Source organism: Pseudomonas sp. EU05-FHT14B02 (genome assembly GCF_058791055.1).
Map to the genome: position 1 here is coordinate 23,938 of NZ_JBYTDD010000005.1, position 19,724 is coordinate 43,661.

Annotated in this window: 7 protein-coding genes; 2 read left to right on the plus strand and 5 right to left on the minus strand. The window is 62.4% G+C overall.

Annotated features, from left to right (window positions below):
- Window positions 1–21: 21 nt before the first annotated feature.
- Both AC3WTM_RS06785 and AC3WTM_RS06790 read right to left on the minus strand, forming a co-directional pair.
- Window positions 22–834, minus strand: a complete 813-nt coding sequence (locus tag AC3WTM_RS06785) for an alpha/beta fold hydrolase (RefSeq protein WP_102672117.1) — start codon at window positions 832–834, stop codon at window positions 22–24.
- A 208-nt stretch (window positions 835–1,042) separates the two neighbouring features.
- Window positions 1,043–14,041 (minus strand): non-ribosomal peptide synthetase, encoded by a 12,999-nt coding sequence (locus AC3WTM_RS06790; protein WP_102672116.1) that lies wholly within the window; start codon window positions 14,039–14,041, stop codon window positions 1,043–1,045.
- Window positions 14,042–14,427: 386 nt separating this feature from the next.
- On the opposite strand from AC3WTM_RS06790, the gene AC3WTM_RS06795 reads away from it, so the two are divergent.
- The gene (locus tag AC3WTM_RS06795) at window positions 14,428–14,976 is read left to right on the plus strand and encodes an RNA polymerase factor sigma-70 (RefSeq protein ID WP_102672115.1); all 549 of its coding nucleotides are present in this window, start codon (window positions 14,428–14,430) and stop codon (window positions 14,974–14,976) included.
- Window positions 14,977–15,105: 129 nt separating this feature from the next.
- Here AC3WTM_RS06795 and AC3WTM_RS06800 read toward each other — a convergent pair whose 3' ends face one another.
- The 3 genes from AC3WTM_RS06800 to AC3WTM_RS06810 all read right to left on the minus strand — a co-directional run bounded on the left by AC3WTM_RS06800 (window position 15,106) and on the right by AC3WTM_RS06810 (window position 17,734).
- A complete protein-coding gene (locus tag AC3WTM_RS06800; RefSeq protein ID WP_102672114.1) occupies window positions 15,106–16,119 on the minus strand; it encodes a GNAT family N-acetyltransferase in 1,014 nt (337 codons plus the stop codon).
- A gap of 75 nt (window positions 16,120–16,194) precedes the next feature.
- Window positions 16,195–17,013: a substrate-binding periplasmic protein gene (locus AC3WTM_RS06805; protein ID WP_102672113.1), complete on the minus strand. Its 819-nt coding sequence runs from the start codon at window positions 17,011–17,013 to the stop codon at window positions 16,195–16,197.
- A 94-nt stretch (window positions 17,014–17,107) separates the two neighbouring features.
- Window positions 17,108–17,734, minus strand: a complete 627-nt coding sequence (locus AC3WTM_RS06810; RefSeq protein ID WP_102672112.1) for a TetR/AcrR family transcriptional regulator — start codon at window positions 17,732–17,734, stop codon at window positions 17,108–17,110.
- Window positions 17,735–17,911: 177 nt separating this feature from the next.
- On the opposite strand from AC3WTM_RS06810, the gene AC3WTM_RS06815 reads away from it, so the two are divergent.
- Window positions 17,912–19,714, plus strand: a complete 1,803-nt coding sequence (locus AC3WTM_RS06815) for an acyclic terpene utilization AtuA family protein (protein ID WP_102672111.1) — start codon at window positions 17,912–17,914, stop codon at window positions 19,712–19,714.
- Window positions 19,715–19,724 lie beyond the last annotated feature (10 nt).

The following is a 19,724-nucleotide window of genomic DNA, read 5'->3' on the forward strand; positions in this document are numbered from 1 at the left end:
CGATAGCGTCGGTAGATTCGATTAATTTCTGTTGGCCAAAAATGCCAACAAGGTTTCAGTCACAAACCCAGGGTTCTCCAGATTGGAAATATGCCCTGCCTCCGGCACCAGCACCCACGGGCAGCCAATCAGCTCAGCCATTTCACGGGCTTCACCGGGTGGCCGAGGCTTGTCCTGATCGCCGCACATCACCAGCGTGGTCGCTGCGTCCAGTTCGCCCAGACGCGATAACTGGTCATCGCGCCCAAAAGTGATCCGCCCCATCGGCGCGATGCTTTCACGCAGGCGATCCGCGGGTAGAGCCGCGAGGGAAGCACGAAAATCCCGGTAGAGCGCCGACTGCGGATCAATGCCCGGCCGAAAGAAAATCGGCACCACGATATCCAGCAGCGCTGGCGTGATGACACCCGCCTCTTCGATCTGCTTCAACAGTGAAAAGTAGTACTGGCGAGTCGGCTCCGGTTCGGCGCCAACGTAGGTGTCCATCAGCACCAGTCCGTTGATCCGCTGCGCTGCCGATAAGGCCAGGCGCGCGCCCCACATACCGCCGACCGACAGGCCGACCAGCGTGACCCGCTCGATGTCCAGATGATCGAGCAGGACCAGAGCCTGACGCGCCAGGTCATCCAGCGTCGTCGTACCGACAGGCAACGGCCCGGATTGGCCGTGTCCCCACAGGTCCAGGGCTATCACACGATACTGTTGCGACAGCGCGGCAATCTGCGGCGCCCACATGGCCTGGTCCCACAGGTAACTACCGGCCAGCAGCACCGCCGGGCCGGTACCTTGATCGATGTAGTGAAGGGCTTGTCCGTCTATCGTTACGAAGGGCATAGACTGTCTGCGCGAGTAAAAATGGAGCCGGAAGACTGAACGGCTGACGGATCGCAGTCAATCGCGAGAATGTATGCGTTTGTACAACCGCCCGATCGCCGCACCGCCGCTCCCACAGGGATTTATGTTGATCACAAATGATGTGTTCACCACCGCCCACTGGGGGAGCGAGCTTGCTTGCGATGAGGCCAGTACTGACGCCAGGGAATCAAAAGCCCTCCAGCTCCGCCATCAGATCATTCAAACGATCCACCTTCTCCTCGGTGAGTTCGCTGGCGGTCAACCCGTCGATGTACCGGGCCAACTCTTCCACCGTGCTGCATTCGAACATCGCCCGCAACGGCACATCCCGTTGCAGGGTTTTCTGCACCCGTGACGCGATTTGCGTGGCCAGCAGCGAATGCCCACCCAACTCGAAGAAGTTGTCGCGAACGCCCACCTTCTCGGCCTTCAGTACCTCGGCCCAAATGTCTGCCAGGGTCTGCTCCAGCTCATTGCGCGGCGCCTGGTAATCCTGGCTTTGCAATTGACCGATCTCCAGCGTCGGCAGGGCCTTGCGGTCCAGTTTACCGTTGGCGTTGAGCGGCAGCTTGTCCAGCCATAACCAGTGCAGCGGCACCATGTATTCCGGCAACTCAACACGCAGGCGTTGCTTGATGCGCTCCAGGCGTTCAGCCGGATCGAGCGCAACATCCGCCGCGACCAGATAGCCCACCAGGTGCTTGCCGTTCGCCCCTTCCTGCACACCCACCGCCGCATCGCGGACTTGCGGTTGTTCGTGCAGGCGAGCTTCGATTTCACCGAGCTCGATGCGGTAACCGCGGATCTTCACCTGATGATCGACCCGGCCGACATATTCCAGAACGCCGTCACTGCGACGGCGGGCGAGGTCGCCGCTGCGATACAGGCGCTCACCCGGTGCGCCGAACGGGTTCGGCACAAACACCGGGGCCGTGCGCAGCGGATCACTCACATAGCCGCGGCCGACACCGGTGCCTGCCACACACAGTTCACCCACCGCGCCCAGCGGCACCAGTTCCAGTACTCCATCAAGCAGGTACAAACGGTTGTTGTCGGACGGTGTTCCAATCGGCAGGTAACTGCCGCGAGTCGACGCCATATCGACGCGGAAGAACGCCACGTCATCCGAGCACTCCGCCGGGCCATAGGCATTGACCAGCCCGGTCTGCGGATAGCGCAACAGCCATTGATACGCCAGTTCCGGCGGCATCGCCTCCCCCGTCGGCAGCATCCAGCGCAAGCCGTCGAGGTTCATGCGCTCCTGGGCGAGCATGCCCTGGATCAGCGACGGCACGCTTTCCAGCACAGTAATGCCCTGGCTCTGCACATGGACCAGCAAGCCCTGCGGATCGTGGGCAATGCTGTTCGGTACGATGTCCACCCGTGCGCCGAACAACGGCGCGGCGAGGAACTGCCACACGGAAATGTCGAAGCTTTGCGACGCGGTTTGCGCGATCACGTCGGCGTCGCTCAGGTTCAGGTACGGCACCTTGCTCAACTGGTTGTTGAGCATGCCGCGCTGTTCGACCATCACGCCTTTCGGCAAACCGGTGGAGCCGGAGGTGTAGATCACATAGGCCAGATTATCCGGGGCACTGTATACACCAGGATTGTCCGCCGACAGTGCAAGCGCCTGAACTTCCTCCCAGACCAGCAGCCGTGGCCGATTGGCGCAGGCGAATTCGTCGAGCAGGGTCTGCGCCTGCTCACGGCACGCTTGCGTGCACACCAGCAAAGGCGTGCGACTCAATTCGATGATCCGGCTCAGACGCTGACTCGGCAAACCCGGATCCAGCGGCAGATAACCCGCCCCTGCCTTGAAGCTGCCAATGATCATGCCCAGCAAGTCGAGGCTGCGTTCGGCCAGCAACGCCACCGGTTGATCGCACCCGACACCCGCGGCGATCAACGCATGACCGAGGCGGTTACTGCGCTGATTCAGCTCCAGATAACTGTATTGCCGGTCCAGACAACTGGCGGCAATCCGCAGTGGGTGCCGGGCGACCTGAGTTTCGAACAATGAAACGTAGCTCTGCTCCAGCGGGTAATCGTGTTCGCTCTGGTTGCAGCCATGGATGAGGAAGTCCTGCTCCTCAGCCCCCAGCAACGGCAGGTCGGCCATGTCGCCATGGAAACCTTCCACCAATGCCAGCAGCAGACGCTTGAACTCAGCGAGCATGCGCTCAACCGTGGCCTCATCGAAGTAGCGTTGGTCGTAGGACAGGTGCAAGCCCAGGTCATCGCCCGGATAGCACACGGCCGTGAGCGGGAAGTTGGTATGGGTTCGGCCCGAATCCGAGGTCGCGTTGAGGCTCTGCGCACGGTCCAGCACCGAGACTTCCACCGGGGCGTTTTCGAACACGAACAGGCTGTCGAACAGCGGCTGGCCTTTGGGCAATTCGCTCTGTTCCTGAATGTTCACCAGCGGCAGGTATTCGTATTCACGCAGTTGCATGTTGTGGTCGAGCAGACCGCTGAGCCACTGGCGCACGCTGCAACGCTGGCCGTCCTCGGGCATCTTCACCCGCAGCGCGATGCTGTTGATGAACAGGCCGACAGTACGCTGCATCTGCGGCATGTCCACCGGTCGCCCCGCCACGGTGACGCCGAACAGCACGTCGCGATCACCGCTCAAGCGCCGCAGCACCAGCGCCCACGCCGCCTGGGCGAAGGTGTTGATGGTCAACTGATGGGCTTGGGCCAGTTCGCGCAATTGCGCACCGTCACGGGCATCGAGCCTTGCATAGCGGTCGCCGACGATCATGCCGCCGCTGTCGCCAGCATGTTCACGCAGCAATGGCCGGTCGCTCGGGATCGGCGTGGTCCGTTCGAACCCCTGCAGGTTGGTTTTCCACCACTGCCGTGCTTCGGCCAGGCTCTGATGCTGCAGCCAACCGATGTAGTCGCGATAACGTGGTGGCACCTCCAGCTGCGCTTCCCGACCTTCGCCGAGGGCGCTGTAGATCTCGAAGAAATCATTCATCAGCAGCGAACGGCACCAGGCATCGATAAGGATGTGGTGGTTGCTCATCATGAACCAGTAATGCGCAGCGCCCACACGGATCAAACGCAAGTGGAACGGCGCCTGGTTGAGCAGATCGAACCCCGCCTCGCGTTCAGTCTTGAGCAAGGTTTGCAGCTTCGGCTCTTGCTCGGCTTCGCTGATAGCGCTCCAGTCGAGGTATTCGATCGGCGTGCTGCCCGGTTTGTGGATCACTTGCAGCATGTCTTCGCCGACGTTCCAGCAGAACGACGCGCGCAATGCTTCGTGGCGGGCGATCACTGCTTGCCAGGCCTGGGCGAAACGCTGCGGGTCGAGTTCGCTGTTGATGCGGTAGCGGTCCTGCATGTAGTACAGGCCGGTACCCGGCTCCAGCAAGGTGTGCAACAGCATGCCTTCCTGCATCGGGGTCAGCGGGTAGACGTCTTCGATGACGGCGGCCGGAACCGGCAGCGCATCCAGTTGAGTCTGGCTGAGATTCGCCAGCGGGAAGTCCGACGGCGTCAGGCCACCCGCGTCGTCGCGCAGACAATGCTCGATCAGGCTGTTCAACTCACCGAGGTAGGCACCGGCTAACTCGTCGATGGTTTGCCCATCGAAGCGTTCGGCGCTGAAAGTCCAGCGCAGTACCAGTTCACCGCCATACACCTGGCCGTCGACGCTCAGCTCGTTGGGCAACGGGGCATTGGCATCGTGGGCCGCGCCAATGGCTTCATCCAGTGGATGGAACAGCGCGTCCGCCCCGAAGCTCTGGTCGAACTGGCCGAGGTAGTTGAAGGTGATCGGCGCCACCGGCAACTGCGCCATGCTGTGGCGGCTCAGGTCATCGGCCAGGTAACGCAGCACGCCATAGCCCAGGCCTTTGTGCGGCACGGCACGCAATTGCTCCTTGATCGCCTTGATCGACACGCCCTGCCCGGCGGCTTCTTCGATGTTCAGCGGCGTCAGGCGCAGTGGGTAGGCGCTGGTGAACCAGCCGACGGTGCGGGTCAGGTCGATCTCGTCGAACAGCGCTTCGCGGCCGTGGCCTTCCAGTTGAATCAGCGCCGATGGCTGACCGCTCCAGCGGCACAGCACGCGGGCCAATGCGGTCAGCAGCAAGTCGTTGACCTGGGTGCGATAGGCACTCGGTGCCTGTTGCAGCAACTGCCGGGTACGCTCGCTGTCGAGGCGCACGCTGACGGTTTGCGCATGTCGGTTCTGCCGCCCGCCTGCGGGGTGATCACAGGGCAAATCGGCAGTGGGCCCGGCCAGGTGCGCCTGCCACCAGCCCAGTTCTTCGCGCAGAGACTCACTGCCGGCGTAGGCATGCAGCCGTGCGGCCCAGTCCTTGAAGGCACTGGTTTTCGCCGGGAGTTTCACCGACTGCCGGGCGTCGAGTTGGCGATACACGGTCTGCAAGTCATCCAGCAGTACCCGCCACGACACACCGTCCACCACCAAGTGGTGAATGGCGATAAACAAGCGTTGCTGGCCTTCAGGGCCATCGACCAGCAACACGCGCAGCAACGGTCCCTCTTCGAGGTCGAGGCTGCGCTGGGCATCGGCGAACAAGGCTGCACATTTGTCCATGGACGAAACGCGCACCTGCCACAGCACCGGCACATCGGAAATCGGCTGGTGTGTGGCCTGCCATTGGCCGGTGACCTTGCTGAAACGCAGGCGCAAGGCGTCGTGCTGTTCGATTACCGCCAGTAGCACTTGCTCCAGTCGATGGGGCTCCAGAGGTGCGGTCGGTTGCAGCAACAACGCCTGGTTCCAGTGCTGGCGTTGCGGGATGTCGGTGTCGAAGAACCAGTGCTGGATCGGCGTCAGACGCGACTCACCCATGATCAAGCCCTGCTCGGCGCTGACCTGCTCGGTGCGGCTGGCCACGGCGGCGAGGGTCTGCACGGTCTGGTGCCGGAACAGGTCGCGAGGGCTGAAGTGAAGGCCCTGCTGCCGCGCCCGGCTGACCACCTGGATCGACAGGATCGAGTCGCCACCCAGTTCGAAGAAGTTGTCGTTGAGGCCGACTTGTCCAACGTTCAGCACTTCGCACCAGATCTGCGCGAGGATGACTTCAAGCTCGCTGCTCGGCGCTACGTAGTGATGGCGATTCAGCTCCGGGTTCGGCGCCGGAAGCGCACGGCGGTCGAGTTTGCCGTTGGCGGTCAACGGCATGCTCGCCAGCAGGATCAGGTGCGTGGGCACCATGTAATCCGGTAGCTGCGATTTCAAGTGTGCCTTGAGGGCTTCGCGCAATGCGGTGTGTTGCGCTTCGCTCTGTTCGGCGACGTCAGTGGCGAGGTAACCCACCAGTTGCTTGCCGCTCGGAGCATCGAGGGCCAGCACCACCGCTTCACGAATCGACTCGTGCTCCAGCAAACGGGTTTCGATTTCGCCCAATTCGATGCGGAAACCGCGAATCTTCACTTGATGGTCGATGCGTCCGAGGTATTCCACCAGGCCATCGGCGCGCTGACGCACCAGATCGCCGGTGCGGTAAATACGCCCGCCGCTGGCGACAAACGGATCGGCCACAAAGCGCTCCGCGGTCATGCCCGGACGCTGGTGATAACCCTGGGCCAGACCCGCGCCACCGACGTACAACTCGCCCGTCGCGCCTTGCGGCACCAGCGCCAGGTCGGCGTCGAGAATGTAGGCCACGCGGTCGCCGATGATGCTGCCGATCGGCACGCTGCCGGCGCCCTCTTCCAGCACTTCAGGGGCGAGACTGGCCAGCGGCATGACCACGGTTTCGGTCGGGCCGTAGGCGTTGAAGAACAGGCTCGGCTTGAAGGCTGCGCGAATGCGCGCCAGGTGTTCACCGGTCAGCGCTTCGCCGCCGGTGATGATCATGCGCACCGGCAAGGTCTGCTCCTGGGTCGCCAGCCATTGCGCCAACTGACTGCCGTAACTCGGCGTAAAACCGAGGACGTTGATGTGATGACGACGGATCAGGCCACAGATTTCTTCCGCGTCCCACTGCCCTTGAGCACGCAACACCACCTGCGCACCGCAGAGCAGCGGCACCAGCAAACGTTCGGTGGCGGCGTCGAAGTTGATCGAATAGAAGTGCAGTTCGCAATCGTCAGGGCACATGGTGAAACGCTCGATCACGGCACGGCAGTGCATGGCGATTTCACCGTGGGATACCACCACGCCTTTCGGTTTGCCGGTCGAGCCCGAGGTGTAAATCAGGTAAGCCTGATGCTGCGGCAGGCTGATCAACGGCAGCTCGGTAGCCGGGTAATTGGCCAGTGCCGCGACGTCTTCTTCAAGACACCAGCAGCCGACGGTCGTCGGCAACTCGCCCAGGGCCTTGAACATCGCCGCGTCGCTAAGCAGTAAACCGATACCGCTGTCTTTAATCATGTAATGCAAGCGGTCCAGCGGGTATTCCGGATCCAGCGGCACATAGGCGCCACCGGCCTTGAGGATCGCCAGCAGGCCGACGACCATCTCCAGCGAGCGCTCCAGTGCCAGCCCCACACGAACCTGCGGTCCGACGCCACGCTCGCGCAGCATCCAGGCCAGGCGATTGGCCCGGCCGTCGAGTTCGGCATAGCTCAGGGTTTGCCCGGCGAAGGTCAGGGCCGGAGCGTCCTGGCGCATCAAGGCTTGCTCGGCGAACAGGTGATGGAGGCACTGGTCCAGCCGATGCTCGCCCGGCTCGACGCCGAGGCTGTCGAGCAGATGTTGTTGTTCGCCATCCGCCAGCAGCGGCAGTTCGCTCAAGCGCTGCTGCGGATCGGCAATCAACGCCTCCAGCAGGTTGCGCCAATGCCCGGCCATGCGCGCAATGCGCGGCTCGTCGAACAGATCGGTGCTGTAGGTCAGGCAGCAACCCAGGCGATGGTCCAGGTCGGTGACTTCCAGGTTGAGGTCGAACTTGGTCGCGCGGGCATCGTTGGCCAGGTACTCGACCGTCATGCCGGCCAGAGTGCGGCTTTGCTGGAACTCCCAGCGCTGCACATTGCACATCACCTGGAACAATGGGTTGTAGGCCGCGCTGCGGGGTGGTTGCAAGGCTTCCACCAGATGATCGAACGGCAGGTCCTGATGGGACTGGCCTTCAATCACCGTGTGGCGAACCTGCTCGAACAACTCGCCCACGGACATCTGCCCGTCGAGCTGGCAGCGCAGCACTTGCGTGTTGAGGAACGCGCCGATCAGCCCTTCGCTTTCCGGGCGAATGCGGTTGGCCACCGGTGCGCCGATGCGCAGATCGGTCTGGCCGCTGTAGCGGTACAGCAGCGTAGCCAGGGCGGCGGTCATGGTCATGAACAGGGTCAGACCGTGTCGCGCATTGAAGGCGCGGACCCGTGCCGCGAGGTCGTCACTCAAGTCAAAGCGATACAACTCACCCTGATGGCTTTGCACCGGCGGACGCGGACGGTCGGCCGGCAACTCCAGCAGCGGGTGTTCGCGGCCCAGTTGCGTGGTCCAGTAATCGAGCTGGCGCTGACGCTCGCCGGACTCCAGCCACTGACGCTGCCACACGCTGTAATCCAGGTACTGCACCGGCAACGGCGCCAGTGGTGATTCACGGCCATCGACGAACGCTTCGTACAGCGCGCTGAGTTCCCGGGCAAAAATGTCCATCGCCCAGCCTTCGGTGACGATGTGGTGCAGGGTCAGAAGGAAGTAGTGTTCCTGTTCGGCGGTCTTGACCAGGCAGGCGCGCAGCAAGGGTCCGGTCTCCAGATCGAACGGCTGGTGCGCTTCGTCGTCGGCCAGTTGCTGGACCTGCCACTCGCGGACCTCGGCATCCAGCGCGGTGAAATCCTTCCACGCCATGCGCACGCCGGTTTGTGCGTGTACTTGCTGGCGGGCGACGCCGTCGATGCTCGGGAACGTGGTGCGCAGGGTCTCGTGACGCAGGATCAGGGCTTGCAGCGCGGCCTCGAAGCGCGCCACGTCAAGCACGCCACGCAGCCGCGCCATGCCGCCGACGTTGTAGGCCGGACTGTCGGGCTCCATCTGCCAGAGGAACCACATGCGCTGCTGGGAATAGGACAGCGGCACCGGCTGCCCGCGGTCTATTTTTTCAATCGGCGGTTGTTTGTTGGTGCTGCCACTGGCCTGGATCAGGCGAACCTGTTCGGCAAACGCACCGAGTTCGCTGTGCTCGAACAGCGCCCGCAGCGGCAACTCGACGTCGCAGGCCTGGCGGGTGCGGGAGATGATTTGCGTGGCCAGCAGCGAGTGACCGCCGAGGGCAAAAAAATCATCGCGCAAACCGACTTGCGTCAAACCCAGCACTTCGCGCCAGATGCCGGCGATGTGTTGTTCCAGTTCTGTCACAGGCTCGACGTGCTCGCGAACCTGCCACTGCGGTTCCGGCAACGCGCGGCGGTCGAGCTTGCCGCTCGGGCCGAGGGGCATTTGGTCCAGGCGCATCAGTTGCGTCGGCACCATGTATTCCGGCAGTTCGGCGGCCAATGCGCTTTTCAGGCGCGCGGATTGCTCGAGCTCGTCCCCGGCATTGTCCGCAGCGGTGTAGTAACCGATCAGCTGTGCACCGGCTACGGTGTCGCGCACCAGCACCACGGCTTGCGCAACGCCGCCCTGGGCCAACAGCCGTGCCTGGATTTCCTCCGGCTCGACGCGGAACCCGCGCAACTTGACCTGTTGATCGAGACGGCCGAGGTATTCGATCACGCCATCCGCCGTCCAGCGTGCCCGGTCGCCGGTGCGATACAAGCGTGCGCCCGGCTCGCCCAACGGATCGACCACGAATCGCTCGGCGGTCAACGCCGGGCGACCGAGGTAACCACGGGCCAAGCCAACGCCACTGATGCACAACTCACCCGGCACACCGACCGGAACAGGATGCAGATCGCTATCGAGCACGCGGCAGATCACATTGCCCAGCGGCCGGCCAATCGGCGAGCGTTCGCCATCGGCGCTGGAGCATTGCCAGTGAGTGACGTTGATCGCGGTTTCGGTCGGTCCGTAGCGGTTGTGCAGTTGCACCGCCGGCAACTGCGCCAGCACCCGGTTGCGCAGCTCCGCGGGCAAGGCCTCGCCCCCGGAGAACATCCGACGCAGGCTGGTACATTCAGCACTGAGCGGCTCGTCGATGAACAGCGAAAGCAGCGGCGGCACGAAGTGCAACGTGGTCACGCCGTACGCTTGCACCAGCTGCGCGATGCGATGTGGATCGCGGTGTTCGCCAGGACCGGCGATCAGCAGACGTGCACCTGTGATCAGCGGCCAGAAGCACTCCCACACCGACACGTCGAAACTGATCGGCGCCTTTTGCATCAGCACGTCGGTTTCGTTCAGGCGATAAGTGTCCTGCATCCATTGCAGGCGCTCGGCCAGCGCCGCGTGGGTGTTGCTGACGCCTTTGGGCTGGCCGGTGGAACCGGAGGTATAATTCACATAGGCAAGATTGTCGCCGTGCAGATGCAGCCCCGGCGCATGGCTTGGCCAACTGTCCAGGTGCAGGGTGTCCATGGCGATCGAACTGACCCCCTCGCTGGCCGGCAAGCGCTCGAGCAGTCGGGTGTGCGTCAGCAGCAATTGAACACCGCTGTCGCTGAGCATGTAGGCCAGGCGTTCGGCGGGGTAATCCGGGTCCAGCGGCACGTAGGCGCCACCGGCCTTGATGATCGCCAGCAGGCCGATCAGCAGTTGCGGCGAACGCTCGCAGGCGATGGCCACACAGACGTCCGGGCCGACGCCTTTGTCGCGCAGGTAATGGGCCAGACGGTTGGCCTGGGTGTGGAGTTCAGCGAAGTCCATCTGGCCGCCCTCCCAGATCAACGCCGGGCGCCCAGGTGTCAGCCGGGCTTGTTGGTTGAGCGATTCGGGCAGCCATTGACTGGCCGCTGCGCAGGGGGCGCTGGCCCAGTCCGATTGCTGATGCCGCTCGGCGGCCGTCAACAGCGGCAAGTCACCGATGGCGATGTCCGCTTGCTCGCAGACAGCCCGCAGCAGGTTGCTGAAATGGTCGGCCAGGCGCCCGATGGTCGCGGCGTCGAACAATTCGCTGGCGTAGTCGAAGGACAAGGTCAGGCGACCGTTGCGGTCCTCTTCACTGTGCAACTGCACATCGAACTTGGCTTCGCGGCTATGCCACGGCAACTCTTCGACCAACAGCCCCGGCAGACGCTTCAAGGCGCCAAGGTCGCGTTGCTGATGGTTGAACATCACCTGGAACAAGCCCTGCTCACGGGCTTGCGGGAAGGCTTCGAGCAGTTGCTCGAACGGCAGGTCCTGATGCGCTTGCGCACCCAACGCCGCCTGACGGGTCTGCGCCAGCAATTCAACAAAGGGCAGACTTGAGTCCACCTCGGCACGCAGCACCTGGGTATTGATGAAGAAGCCGATCAGCCCCTGGGTTTCCAGGCGTGGACGGTTGGCATTGGGCACGCCGATGCGGATATCTCGTTGGCCGCTGTAGCGGTGCAACAAGGTCTGGAACGCAGCCAGCAACAACATGAAGACGGTCGACTCATGGGCCTGGGCGGTCTGACGAATCGCATCGCTCAGGGGAGCGCCCAGACGCACGGTGTGGCGAGCGGCGCTGTGCAGTTGTTGTGCTGAGCGTGGATGGTCGGTGGTCAGGCTCAGGGTTGAATGTTCATCACCCAAGCGGTCTTTCCAATAAGCCAGTTGCCGCTCGCCTTCCCCTTGCGCCAGCCATTGCCGTTGCCAACTGCCGTAGTCGGCGTACTGCGTCGGCAATGGCGCCAGCACCGCTTGCAGGCCCTGGGAGGCGGACGCATACAGGCGCGAGAACTCGTCGATCAACACATTCAGCGACCAGCCGTCAGAGATGATGTGGTGCAGGGTCACCAACAACTGATGGTCTTCGTCGTCGAGGCGCACCAGCGTCACCCACATCAACGGGCCTTTCTCCAGATCGAACCGGGTCCGCGCTTCGTCCTCGCGGATCTGCTGCGCCCGGGCCTCACGTTCGGTGGCCGGCAGGTCGCTGATATCGATCAGTTGCAGGTTGAACTCACCGGCCGGATCGACCTGTTGCAGCGCCACGCCATCACGCTCGAAGAATCGCGTGCGCAGGGATTCGTGGCGCTCGATCAACTGCTGGAAACTGGTGTGCAAGGCGTGCTCATCCAGCTCGCCGCGCAGGCGCAAGCCGCCAGGAATGTTGTAGGCGCTGCTGTGTGGGTCGAGTTGCCAGGTGATCCACAGGCGGTTTTGTGCCAGGGATTGCGGCATCGGTTGCTGGCGCGACAGTACCGTGATCGCGCCCTGGGCCAGGCCACCGTCCTGTTGCAGACGGGTCACGACATCGGCGAATGCGCCGAGGGTCGGCGCTTCGAACAGCAGGCGCAGGCTCAACTCCAGACCCAACTCTTCCCGCAGACGCGCCACCACTTGCGTCGCTGCAATGGAGTTGCCGCCGAGCAGGAAGAAATGATCGTCGGCGCCCACCTGCGCCACCTGCAACTGCTCACACCAGATACGTGCGATCAAGCTTTGCAGCGTCGATCCCGACTCGCTATTGCCCGTGCTTTCGTTGCTGGCCGATGGGAACACCGCGTAGCTGTCGAGGCTGCCTTCCGCCAGACGATTACGACACGCCGAGCGCTGCAATTTACCGCTGGAGGTTTTGGGCAGCGCGCCCGGATTGAGCAACACCACCACGCTCGGTGCCTCCTGATACGCCTCGGCGACGGTCTGGCGAATGGCTTTGATCAAGGATTCAGGCGGCAGGATTTTCTGCACGCTGCGGCTGATTTCAGCGGCGATGCCGATGCCCTCCTGACCGTCAACCGTGACAGCGAAAGCAGCGACGCGTCCTTTGCGCACCACTTCCACTTCGCGTTCGACAGTCTGCTCGATGTCCTGCGGGTACAGGTTATGCCCGCGCACGATCAGCATGTCCTTCAGGCGCCCGGTGATAAACAGTTCGCCGTTGCGCAGAAAACCCAGGTCACCGGTACGCAGCCAGGTCTGCCCGGCGTGCTGGACAAAGGTCTTGGCGGACGCCTCGGGGTTGCGCCAATAGCCTGAGGCGATGCTCGGCCCGCTGGCCCAGACTTCGCCGACGACGTTGTTGGCCTGTTCGCTGAGCGAGACAGGATCGAAGATCAACACCGCGTGCGCCGGCTGGCTGATACCGCAACTCATTATCGGGCTGCCCTCGCCCGCTTCGATGCGGTTCTGCGCCAGAGCCTGATCGTCAACCCGCAGGTTGCCGATGCCCTGGCCGCGCGCTGTGCCGGCCACGAACAAGGTGGCTTCGGCCAGACCGTAGGAGGCCATGAAACTGTCCGCGGTGAAGCCGCAGGTCGCGAACTTCCCGGCGAAGCACTCCAGGGTGTCGAGACGAATCGGTTCGGAACCGGAATACGCTACGCGCCAGCCACTCAGGTCGAGCCGTTCCAGAGTCGACTCGCTGACCCGCTCACTGCACAAGCGATAGGCAAAATCCGGCCCGCCGCTGATGGTGCCGCCGTATTCACTGATCGCCTCCAGCCAGCGCAACGGCCGACCGAGAAAATATGCCGGGGACATCAACACGCAAGGCACGCCGCTGAAAATCGGCTGCAGCAAGCCGCCGATCAGGCCCATGTCGTGATACAGCGGCAGCCAGCTGACGATGACATCGTCGGGGTTCAGGTCAATGCCGAAACCGTGGCGGATCAGCAATTCGTTGGCCACCAGATTGCCGTGGCTGACTTGCACGCCTTTGGGTAGCGCGGTGGAGCCAGAAGTGTATTGCAGGAAGGCGATGTGATCGTCCTGCAAGTCCACCGCGACCCAGCGCTCGGCCAGTGCACCGTCGAGGGTATCGACACACAGCAGCGGCGGCGCACCTTCGATCTGCTGCAACCCATCGCGCAGCCCGGCGCTGGTCAACAGCAAGCGCGGTTGGGCATCGCTGATGATCGACAACAGGCGCTCCTGGTGATGACGGCGTGTCGACTCCGGCGGGTAAGCCGGCACCGCGATCACCCCGGCGTACAGGCAACCGAAGAACGCCGCGACGTAATCCGGGCCACTGGGGAACAGCAACACCGCGCGGTCGCCAACATCCGTCTGGGCCTGCAACGCGCTGGCAATCGTCCGTGCCCGCAGATCCAGTTCGCGATAGCTGAGCACCACAGCCTGGTCCGGGGTCTCGGCGAGAAAGCGCAGGGCCACCCGATCCGGCGTCAGCGCCGCACGGCGCTGAAGGGCTTGGACCATTGTGCTGGGGAGTTCGAACGCGTCGGTCATGAGGTTTCCTGCCTGAATTCGGCTTGGTAGGAGCGAACCTGCTGGCGAAAATCCGAAGAACGCCGCGGGGCTATCAGGCGCCCATCGTCATCGTTGACGACCATCGCGAGCGAGCTCGCTCCTACAGGGTGATGAGGGTTGCGCTGTGCAATTCACCAATGAGAACGGATGACGTCTGGAAATAATTAGTCGCCAGGCTGGAACGCAAAGCGGACTGAAGTGAGTCAGCGTGTCGCAGTTCTCACTCTTTACCCTTGCAACGCATTAGTTCTTTTTCTCATTTGACAATCATTATCATTAAGCCTAATTTGTCGCTCGATGTGTAGGACGGCCCCCCCCCGGCTCATTCGCCGTCCCACTAACCTTTTGGCAGCAAGGTGATTTCCATGATGGAACCAGTATCCACAAGCAGGTGCGATACACCGCTACTTCAGGCATTCGTCGACAATCGATTGATTCTGGTGAAGATCGCAGCCCGAATTACCGGTTGCCGCTCACGTGCCGAAGATGTTGTGCAGGATGCATTCTTCCGGCTGCAATCGGCCCCGCCCATCACCAGTTCGATCAAGGCTCAGCTCAGCTACCTGTTCCAGATCGTGCGCAACCTGGCGATCGACCACTACCGCAAACAGGCGCTGGAGCAAAAGTATTCCGGCCCCGAAGAGGAAGGGCTGAATGTGGTGATCCAGGGTGCGTCTCCGGAAACCTCGCACATCAATTTCTCGACGCTGGAGCACATCGCCGATGCGTTGACCGAGTTGCCGAGCCGCACCCGCTACGCCTTCGAGATGTACCGCCTGCACGGCGTACCGCAAAAAGACATCGCCAAGGAGCTCGGCGTCTCGCCGACCCTGGTGAACTTCATGATCCGTGATGCACTGGTGCACTGCCGCAAGGTGTCGGGCAAGCGTGGCGATATGGCTGTTCGCCAATAAGATCCGGGATCTGCATCGCGCCCATCGCAAGCAATCTCCCACAGTGTCCTGCGAACACAGGAAAAATGTGGGAGCGGGCTTGCTCGCGAAGGCGCGCTCAAGACAGCAACAAATCTTGACCCTCAAGCCTCAGGCCAGTGCGCACCGATCAAAAAACCGCTCCCGCCCCAACACCATCAGGGCCGCGCGCTTGTGCGGAAAATCGAACTCTTTCTCGCAGTGAAAGCGCTGCTCTTGCATGTATTCGATCATCTTGGCGTTATCGGCACGGGGCTCGGCAACCACGCGCTGGGTGCGCGGATCATCGAGAAACAGATAGTGCACCAGCGCCTGTAACCAACTCGCCACCTTGTGCGGACCGCGGTGATTTTCTTCGCCCACCAGCATGTGAATGCCACGGTCGTAATCGCCGGCCTCGTAGAACGGCGCGATGCGATCTTCCCTGGTCCAGTAGGCTTCGAAATAAGCGAAGGGTTGATCGTCGAAACAACCGATCAGCGTCAGCGTGTGCGGGTCGGCTTCGAGTTTGCTCAGGTATTGGCGATGCTGCTCGAGGCTGCCCTCCTCCTGCCAGAAACTCGCGACACGCGGGCTGTTCTGCCAACGATTGAAGCGTGCCAGATCCTGCTCGATGTCCAGCGTGCGCAGGGAAACCCGGGCACCCAGCCGCGCATCGAAGCGTTGATACACTTCACCACGGGGTTTGACCGGCCGCCGTGGATGACGTTTACCGTCGGTGATGAGCATTTGCTGTGGGTAGCTGCCGGTCAGGGAATGCCCCAGCCAAGGCTGCGGTAACTGCCAGAACAAGGTGCGCTCGCAGTGATACTGGCCGTTGACGGGAGTCGGAATCAGCAGACCGCCGGACACGGCTTCGTCCGGCACCTCTTGCAGTTGCCAAACCAGGCGCTGACAGCCGGGGTTGCGAGCGAACAGCCAGTAACAGGCCACCCACAATGTCTGTCCTTCAGGGCGACTGAAACGCTCCTCCAGTTGCACGTGCAACTCGGGGCCACGATTCAGCCGCAGGGCAAGCAACGGTTGCCCTTCCAGGCTGAGGCTCAGGCGGCAATCGGTTTCATCAGAGGCAAGACGATTGCCTGTCGGCAGACACAGGGCAGTCAGGTCATTCAGATTGGGCATGGGTCGGGCTCACGATAGTCGTCGACAGTTCAACGAAGTGACGTGAGCCAGGGCGGGAAATTTAGCCAAATACTGCTAATTGGCGACTTTTGGCGCCGGTGCGTTGCGCTGGACCGGCACCAGGGCAATCTTGTACGGATCGAAAATCCTCAGCATCTGGCCATTGTCCCGCAAGCCTTGTAGCACCTTGGCGAATGCCTCGCCGCTGATGGGAGCCGTCGGGCGCAGGATGGCGTAATGGTGATAGACCTGATCGATGCGTTGGGATGCCAGCAACTCGCCGGCGACTTTTTCATTGCGCAGGAAGTAATCGCTCAGGTACGAACGCGTGACCAGAGCGACGTCGGCCCGGCCGCGCAATACCATCAGCAGATTGCTGTCATGGGAATAGGTCAGCGTGGCGTTGTAGTTTTTCGCCAGGTACAGGGGGTCGGCATTGAAATTGGCGAACTCATAGTGATAGCCGCTGAACAGTGCCAGGCGCTTGCCGTTCAGGTCGGCAAAATAGCTTTGCTGTCGACCGGGCAAGCGTTGCGCGACAAAAATCTCGGCGTCCTCCAGCCCCATGTCGACGGCTGTGTGGGGGATCTCTTCCCAACCCCAGGCGGGATTTTCGAAGATGGCCATGTCGACCCGGCCCTGCTTGAAATCACCGAAGCGCCGGGGAATGGAAGTGGGCACCAGGACAAACTGGTAGTCAGTTTGCGATGCGTTCAGGGCCTCCACCAGTTGCGGCAGTAATCCGGTATCGGCCCCGGATTCCGGGCGCACGGTGTAGGGCGGAAAGTGCGCAGCACCGATGCGCACCAGTTGCGCAGCCTGGGACGGCATCATCGTTGACACCGCAAGCATCGTCAGCAAAAGCCGCGAGGCTGACCGAATTGGCGAACCCATCAAAACGCCCCCACTCCCCTAATAAAACGGTACCAATGCATTCAAGCTAGGCGGTTTCGTCCAGTTAGCCAGTTTAATGCTGGTCAATACAAGCTTATTGCCGGTCTTCCAGCACCAGAATCAACGCCTCATCGGCCAACTGATCGAGACTCATGCTGCCACCGGCGCGAAACCAGGTGGTGGTCCAGGACAATGCGCCAGTCAGGAAGCGTCGGGTGATGAACACATCGCCTCGGATAAACCCGGCGCTCTTGGCTTCGCCCAGTACTTGCAGCCAGATGTCTTCGTAAATGTCCCGCAGCGCCAGGACCTTGGCCTGGCCCTCTTCGGACAGCGAGCGCCATTCGTAGACCAGCACGGCCATGGCCTCGCCGCTGCCGCCCATGATCGACTGCAATTCACACCGGATCAGCGCCAGCACCTGCTCACGCACATTGCCGGCCTCGGCGATGGCCGCACGCATCAACGCAGTGTTGTAGCGTATGGTTTCTTCCATCACGGCGCGCAGGATTTCGTCCTTGCTCTTGAAGTGATGGAAAATACTCCCGGACTGAATGCCCACGGCGCCGGCCAGGTCGCGCACGGTCGTGCGCTCATAGCCTTTATTGCGGAACAGGTGGGCCGCCACTTGCAGCAATTTGCCACGGGCGCTGTCCGGGTCGGTCAATTGGCCGTCGTCCACCAATTGGCGCATCACCCTCAGGGCTTTTTGCTCGTCCACCCGTTCTCTCCTACAGTCGTTCGATCAATAACGCCGATCCCCCGAAAACAACGGGGTTGCGCGGGCAATTTAAGCGCAAGGATGCAACCAAGCAAGCGCTTGGGCAGAAGATAATCAAGCCATTTACAAACCAAGCGCTTGCTTGGTAATGTCGACACACTTCGGTTGGAGGTGACTATGGAAGGGACTGCGCCTGAAACAATTCGCATCGGTTGTGCCAGCGCCTTCTGGGGCGATACCTCGACCGCTGCCGCGCAACTGGTGAAACACGGGCATCTGGACTATCTGGTGTTCGATTACCTGGCCGAAATCACCCTGTCGATCATGGCCGGCGCGCGGATGAAAGATCCCCAGGCCGGCTATGCGGGTGACTTCATCGAAGTGCTCGCGCCCTTGCTGGGGCAACTCGCGCAGCAAAACATCCGGGTCATCAGTAATGCCGGCGGGGTCAACCCCCAAGCCTGCGCCGCCGCCCTGCAAGCGGCCTGCGACAAGGCCGGGGTGGCGCTGAAGATCGCCGTGCTGCTGGGTGATGACCTGCAGCCGCAATTCAAAAAGCTGGGCAACCTGGGCATTCATGAAATGTTCAGCGGCGCGCCCCTGCCATCGCTGTGCGTCTCGACTAACGCCTACCTCGGCGCACCCGGCATTGTCGAAGCCCTGCGCCTGGGGGCGGACATCGTGATCACCGGGCGCGTGGTGGACAGTGCAGTGGTCAGTGCCGCGCTGGTGCATGAGTTCGGCTGGTCGTGGCACGACTACGACAAGCTCGCCCAGGCGGCATTGGCCGGGCACATCATCGAATGTGGTGCCCAGTGCACGGGCGGCAACTTCACCGACTGGCGCGACGTGCCCGACTACGAACACATCGGTTTTCCCATCGTCGAAGTCAACGCCGACAGCCAGTTCATCGTCAGCAAACCCGAAGGTACGGGCGGGCTGGTCACGCCGCTGACGGTGGGCGAACAGATGCTGTATGAAATCGGTGACCCGCGCGCGTATCTGCTGCCCGACGTGGTGTGCGATTTCACTCAGGTCAAACTGCTGCAACAAGGCAAGAACGCGGTGCAGGTGCACGGTGCCAAAGGCCTGCCGCCGACCGCTCAATACAAAGTCAGCGCCACGTACCCCGATGGTTTTCGCTGCACCGCCAGTTGCCTGATCGCCGGCATCGATGCCGTCGACAAGGCGCGGCGTGTCGGCGATGCGATCATCAACAAGACCTCGGAAATGTTCCGCCAGCGCGGCTGGGCGCCGTACAGCGAGGTGAATATCGAGTTGCTGGGCAGCGAGGCCACCTACGGCCCCCACGGCCAGCGTCAGGACAGCCGCGAAGTGGTGATCAAGCTCGCGGTGCGCCATCCGGACAAGCAGGCACTGGTCGTGTTCTCCCGGGAAATCGCCCAGGCCGCCACCGGCATGGCGCCGGGGCTGACCGGCATTGTCGGTGGCCGGCCGACGGTGTACCCGCTGATCCGGCTGTTCTCATTCCTGATCGACAAAACCGCCTGCTCGCTGGACATTGATTTCATGGGGCAACGCCACCCGTGTGCCCTGCCCGCCCTCGATGTACTCGACCCGCTGGACCTGCCAGCCCCGCTCGCCCCACCGAAACCGCTTGGCCTGGCCGACGCCAGCGTGGCCCTGATCAAACTGGCGGTCGCCCGCTCGGGCGACAAGGGTAACCACAGCAACATCGGCGTCATGGCCCGCGAGCCGGAATTCCTGCCATGGATCGCCGAAGCCCTGACCCCGGAAGTGATCGTCGACTGGATGGGCCACGTCCTCGATCCAATCCACGGGCGGGTCGAGCGCTGGTACTTGCCCGCCAGCCACAGCCTGAATTTCCTGCTGGAAAACGCCCTCGGCGGCGGCGGTGTCGCCAGCCTGCGAATCGATCCGCAAGGCAAGGCCTTCGCCCAGCAGTTGCTGGAAATCCAGATCCCGGTGCCGAAGCGCATCGCCGACCAGTTCAACTAGAGGATTGCCG

What these genes read in the sequence shown, in the direction of transcription:
- AC3WTM_RS06785 (WP_102672117.1), bottom strand. Translation starts at nt 834, where the DNA reads ATGCCCTTCGTAACGATAGACGGACAAGCCCTTCACTACATCGATCAA.
- AC3WTM_RS06790 (WP_102672116.1), bottom strand. Translation starts at nt 14,041, where the DNA reads ATGACCGACGCGTTCGAACTCCCCAGCACAATGGTCCAAGCCCTTCAG.
- AC3WTM_RS06795 (WP_102672115.1), top strand. Translation starts at nt 14,428, where the DNA reads ATGATGGAACCAGTATCCACAAGCAGGTGCGATACACCGCTACTTCAG.
- AC3WTM_RS06800 (WP_102672114.1), bottom strand. Translation starts at nt 16,119, where the DNA reads ATGCCCAATCTGAATGACCTGACTGCCCTGTGTCTGCCGACAGGCAAT.
- AC3WTM_RS06805 (WP_102672113.1), bottom strand. Translation starts at nt 17,013, where the DNA reads ATGGGTTCGCCAATTCGGTCAGCCTCGCGGCTTTTGCTGACGATGCTT.
- AC3WTM_RS06815 (WP_102672111.1), top strand. Translation starts at nt 17,912, where the DNA reads ATGGAAGGGACTGCGCCTGAAACAATTCGCATCGGTTGTGCCAGCGCC.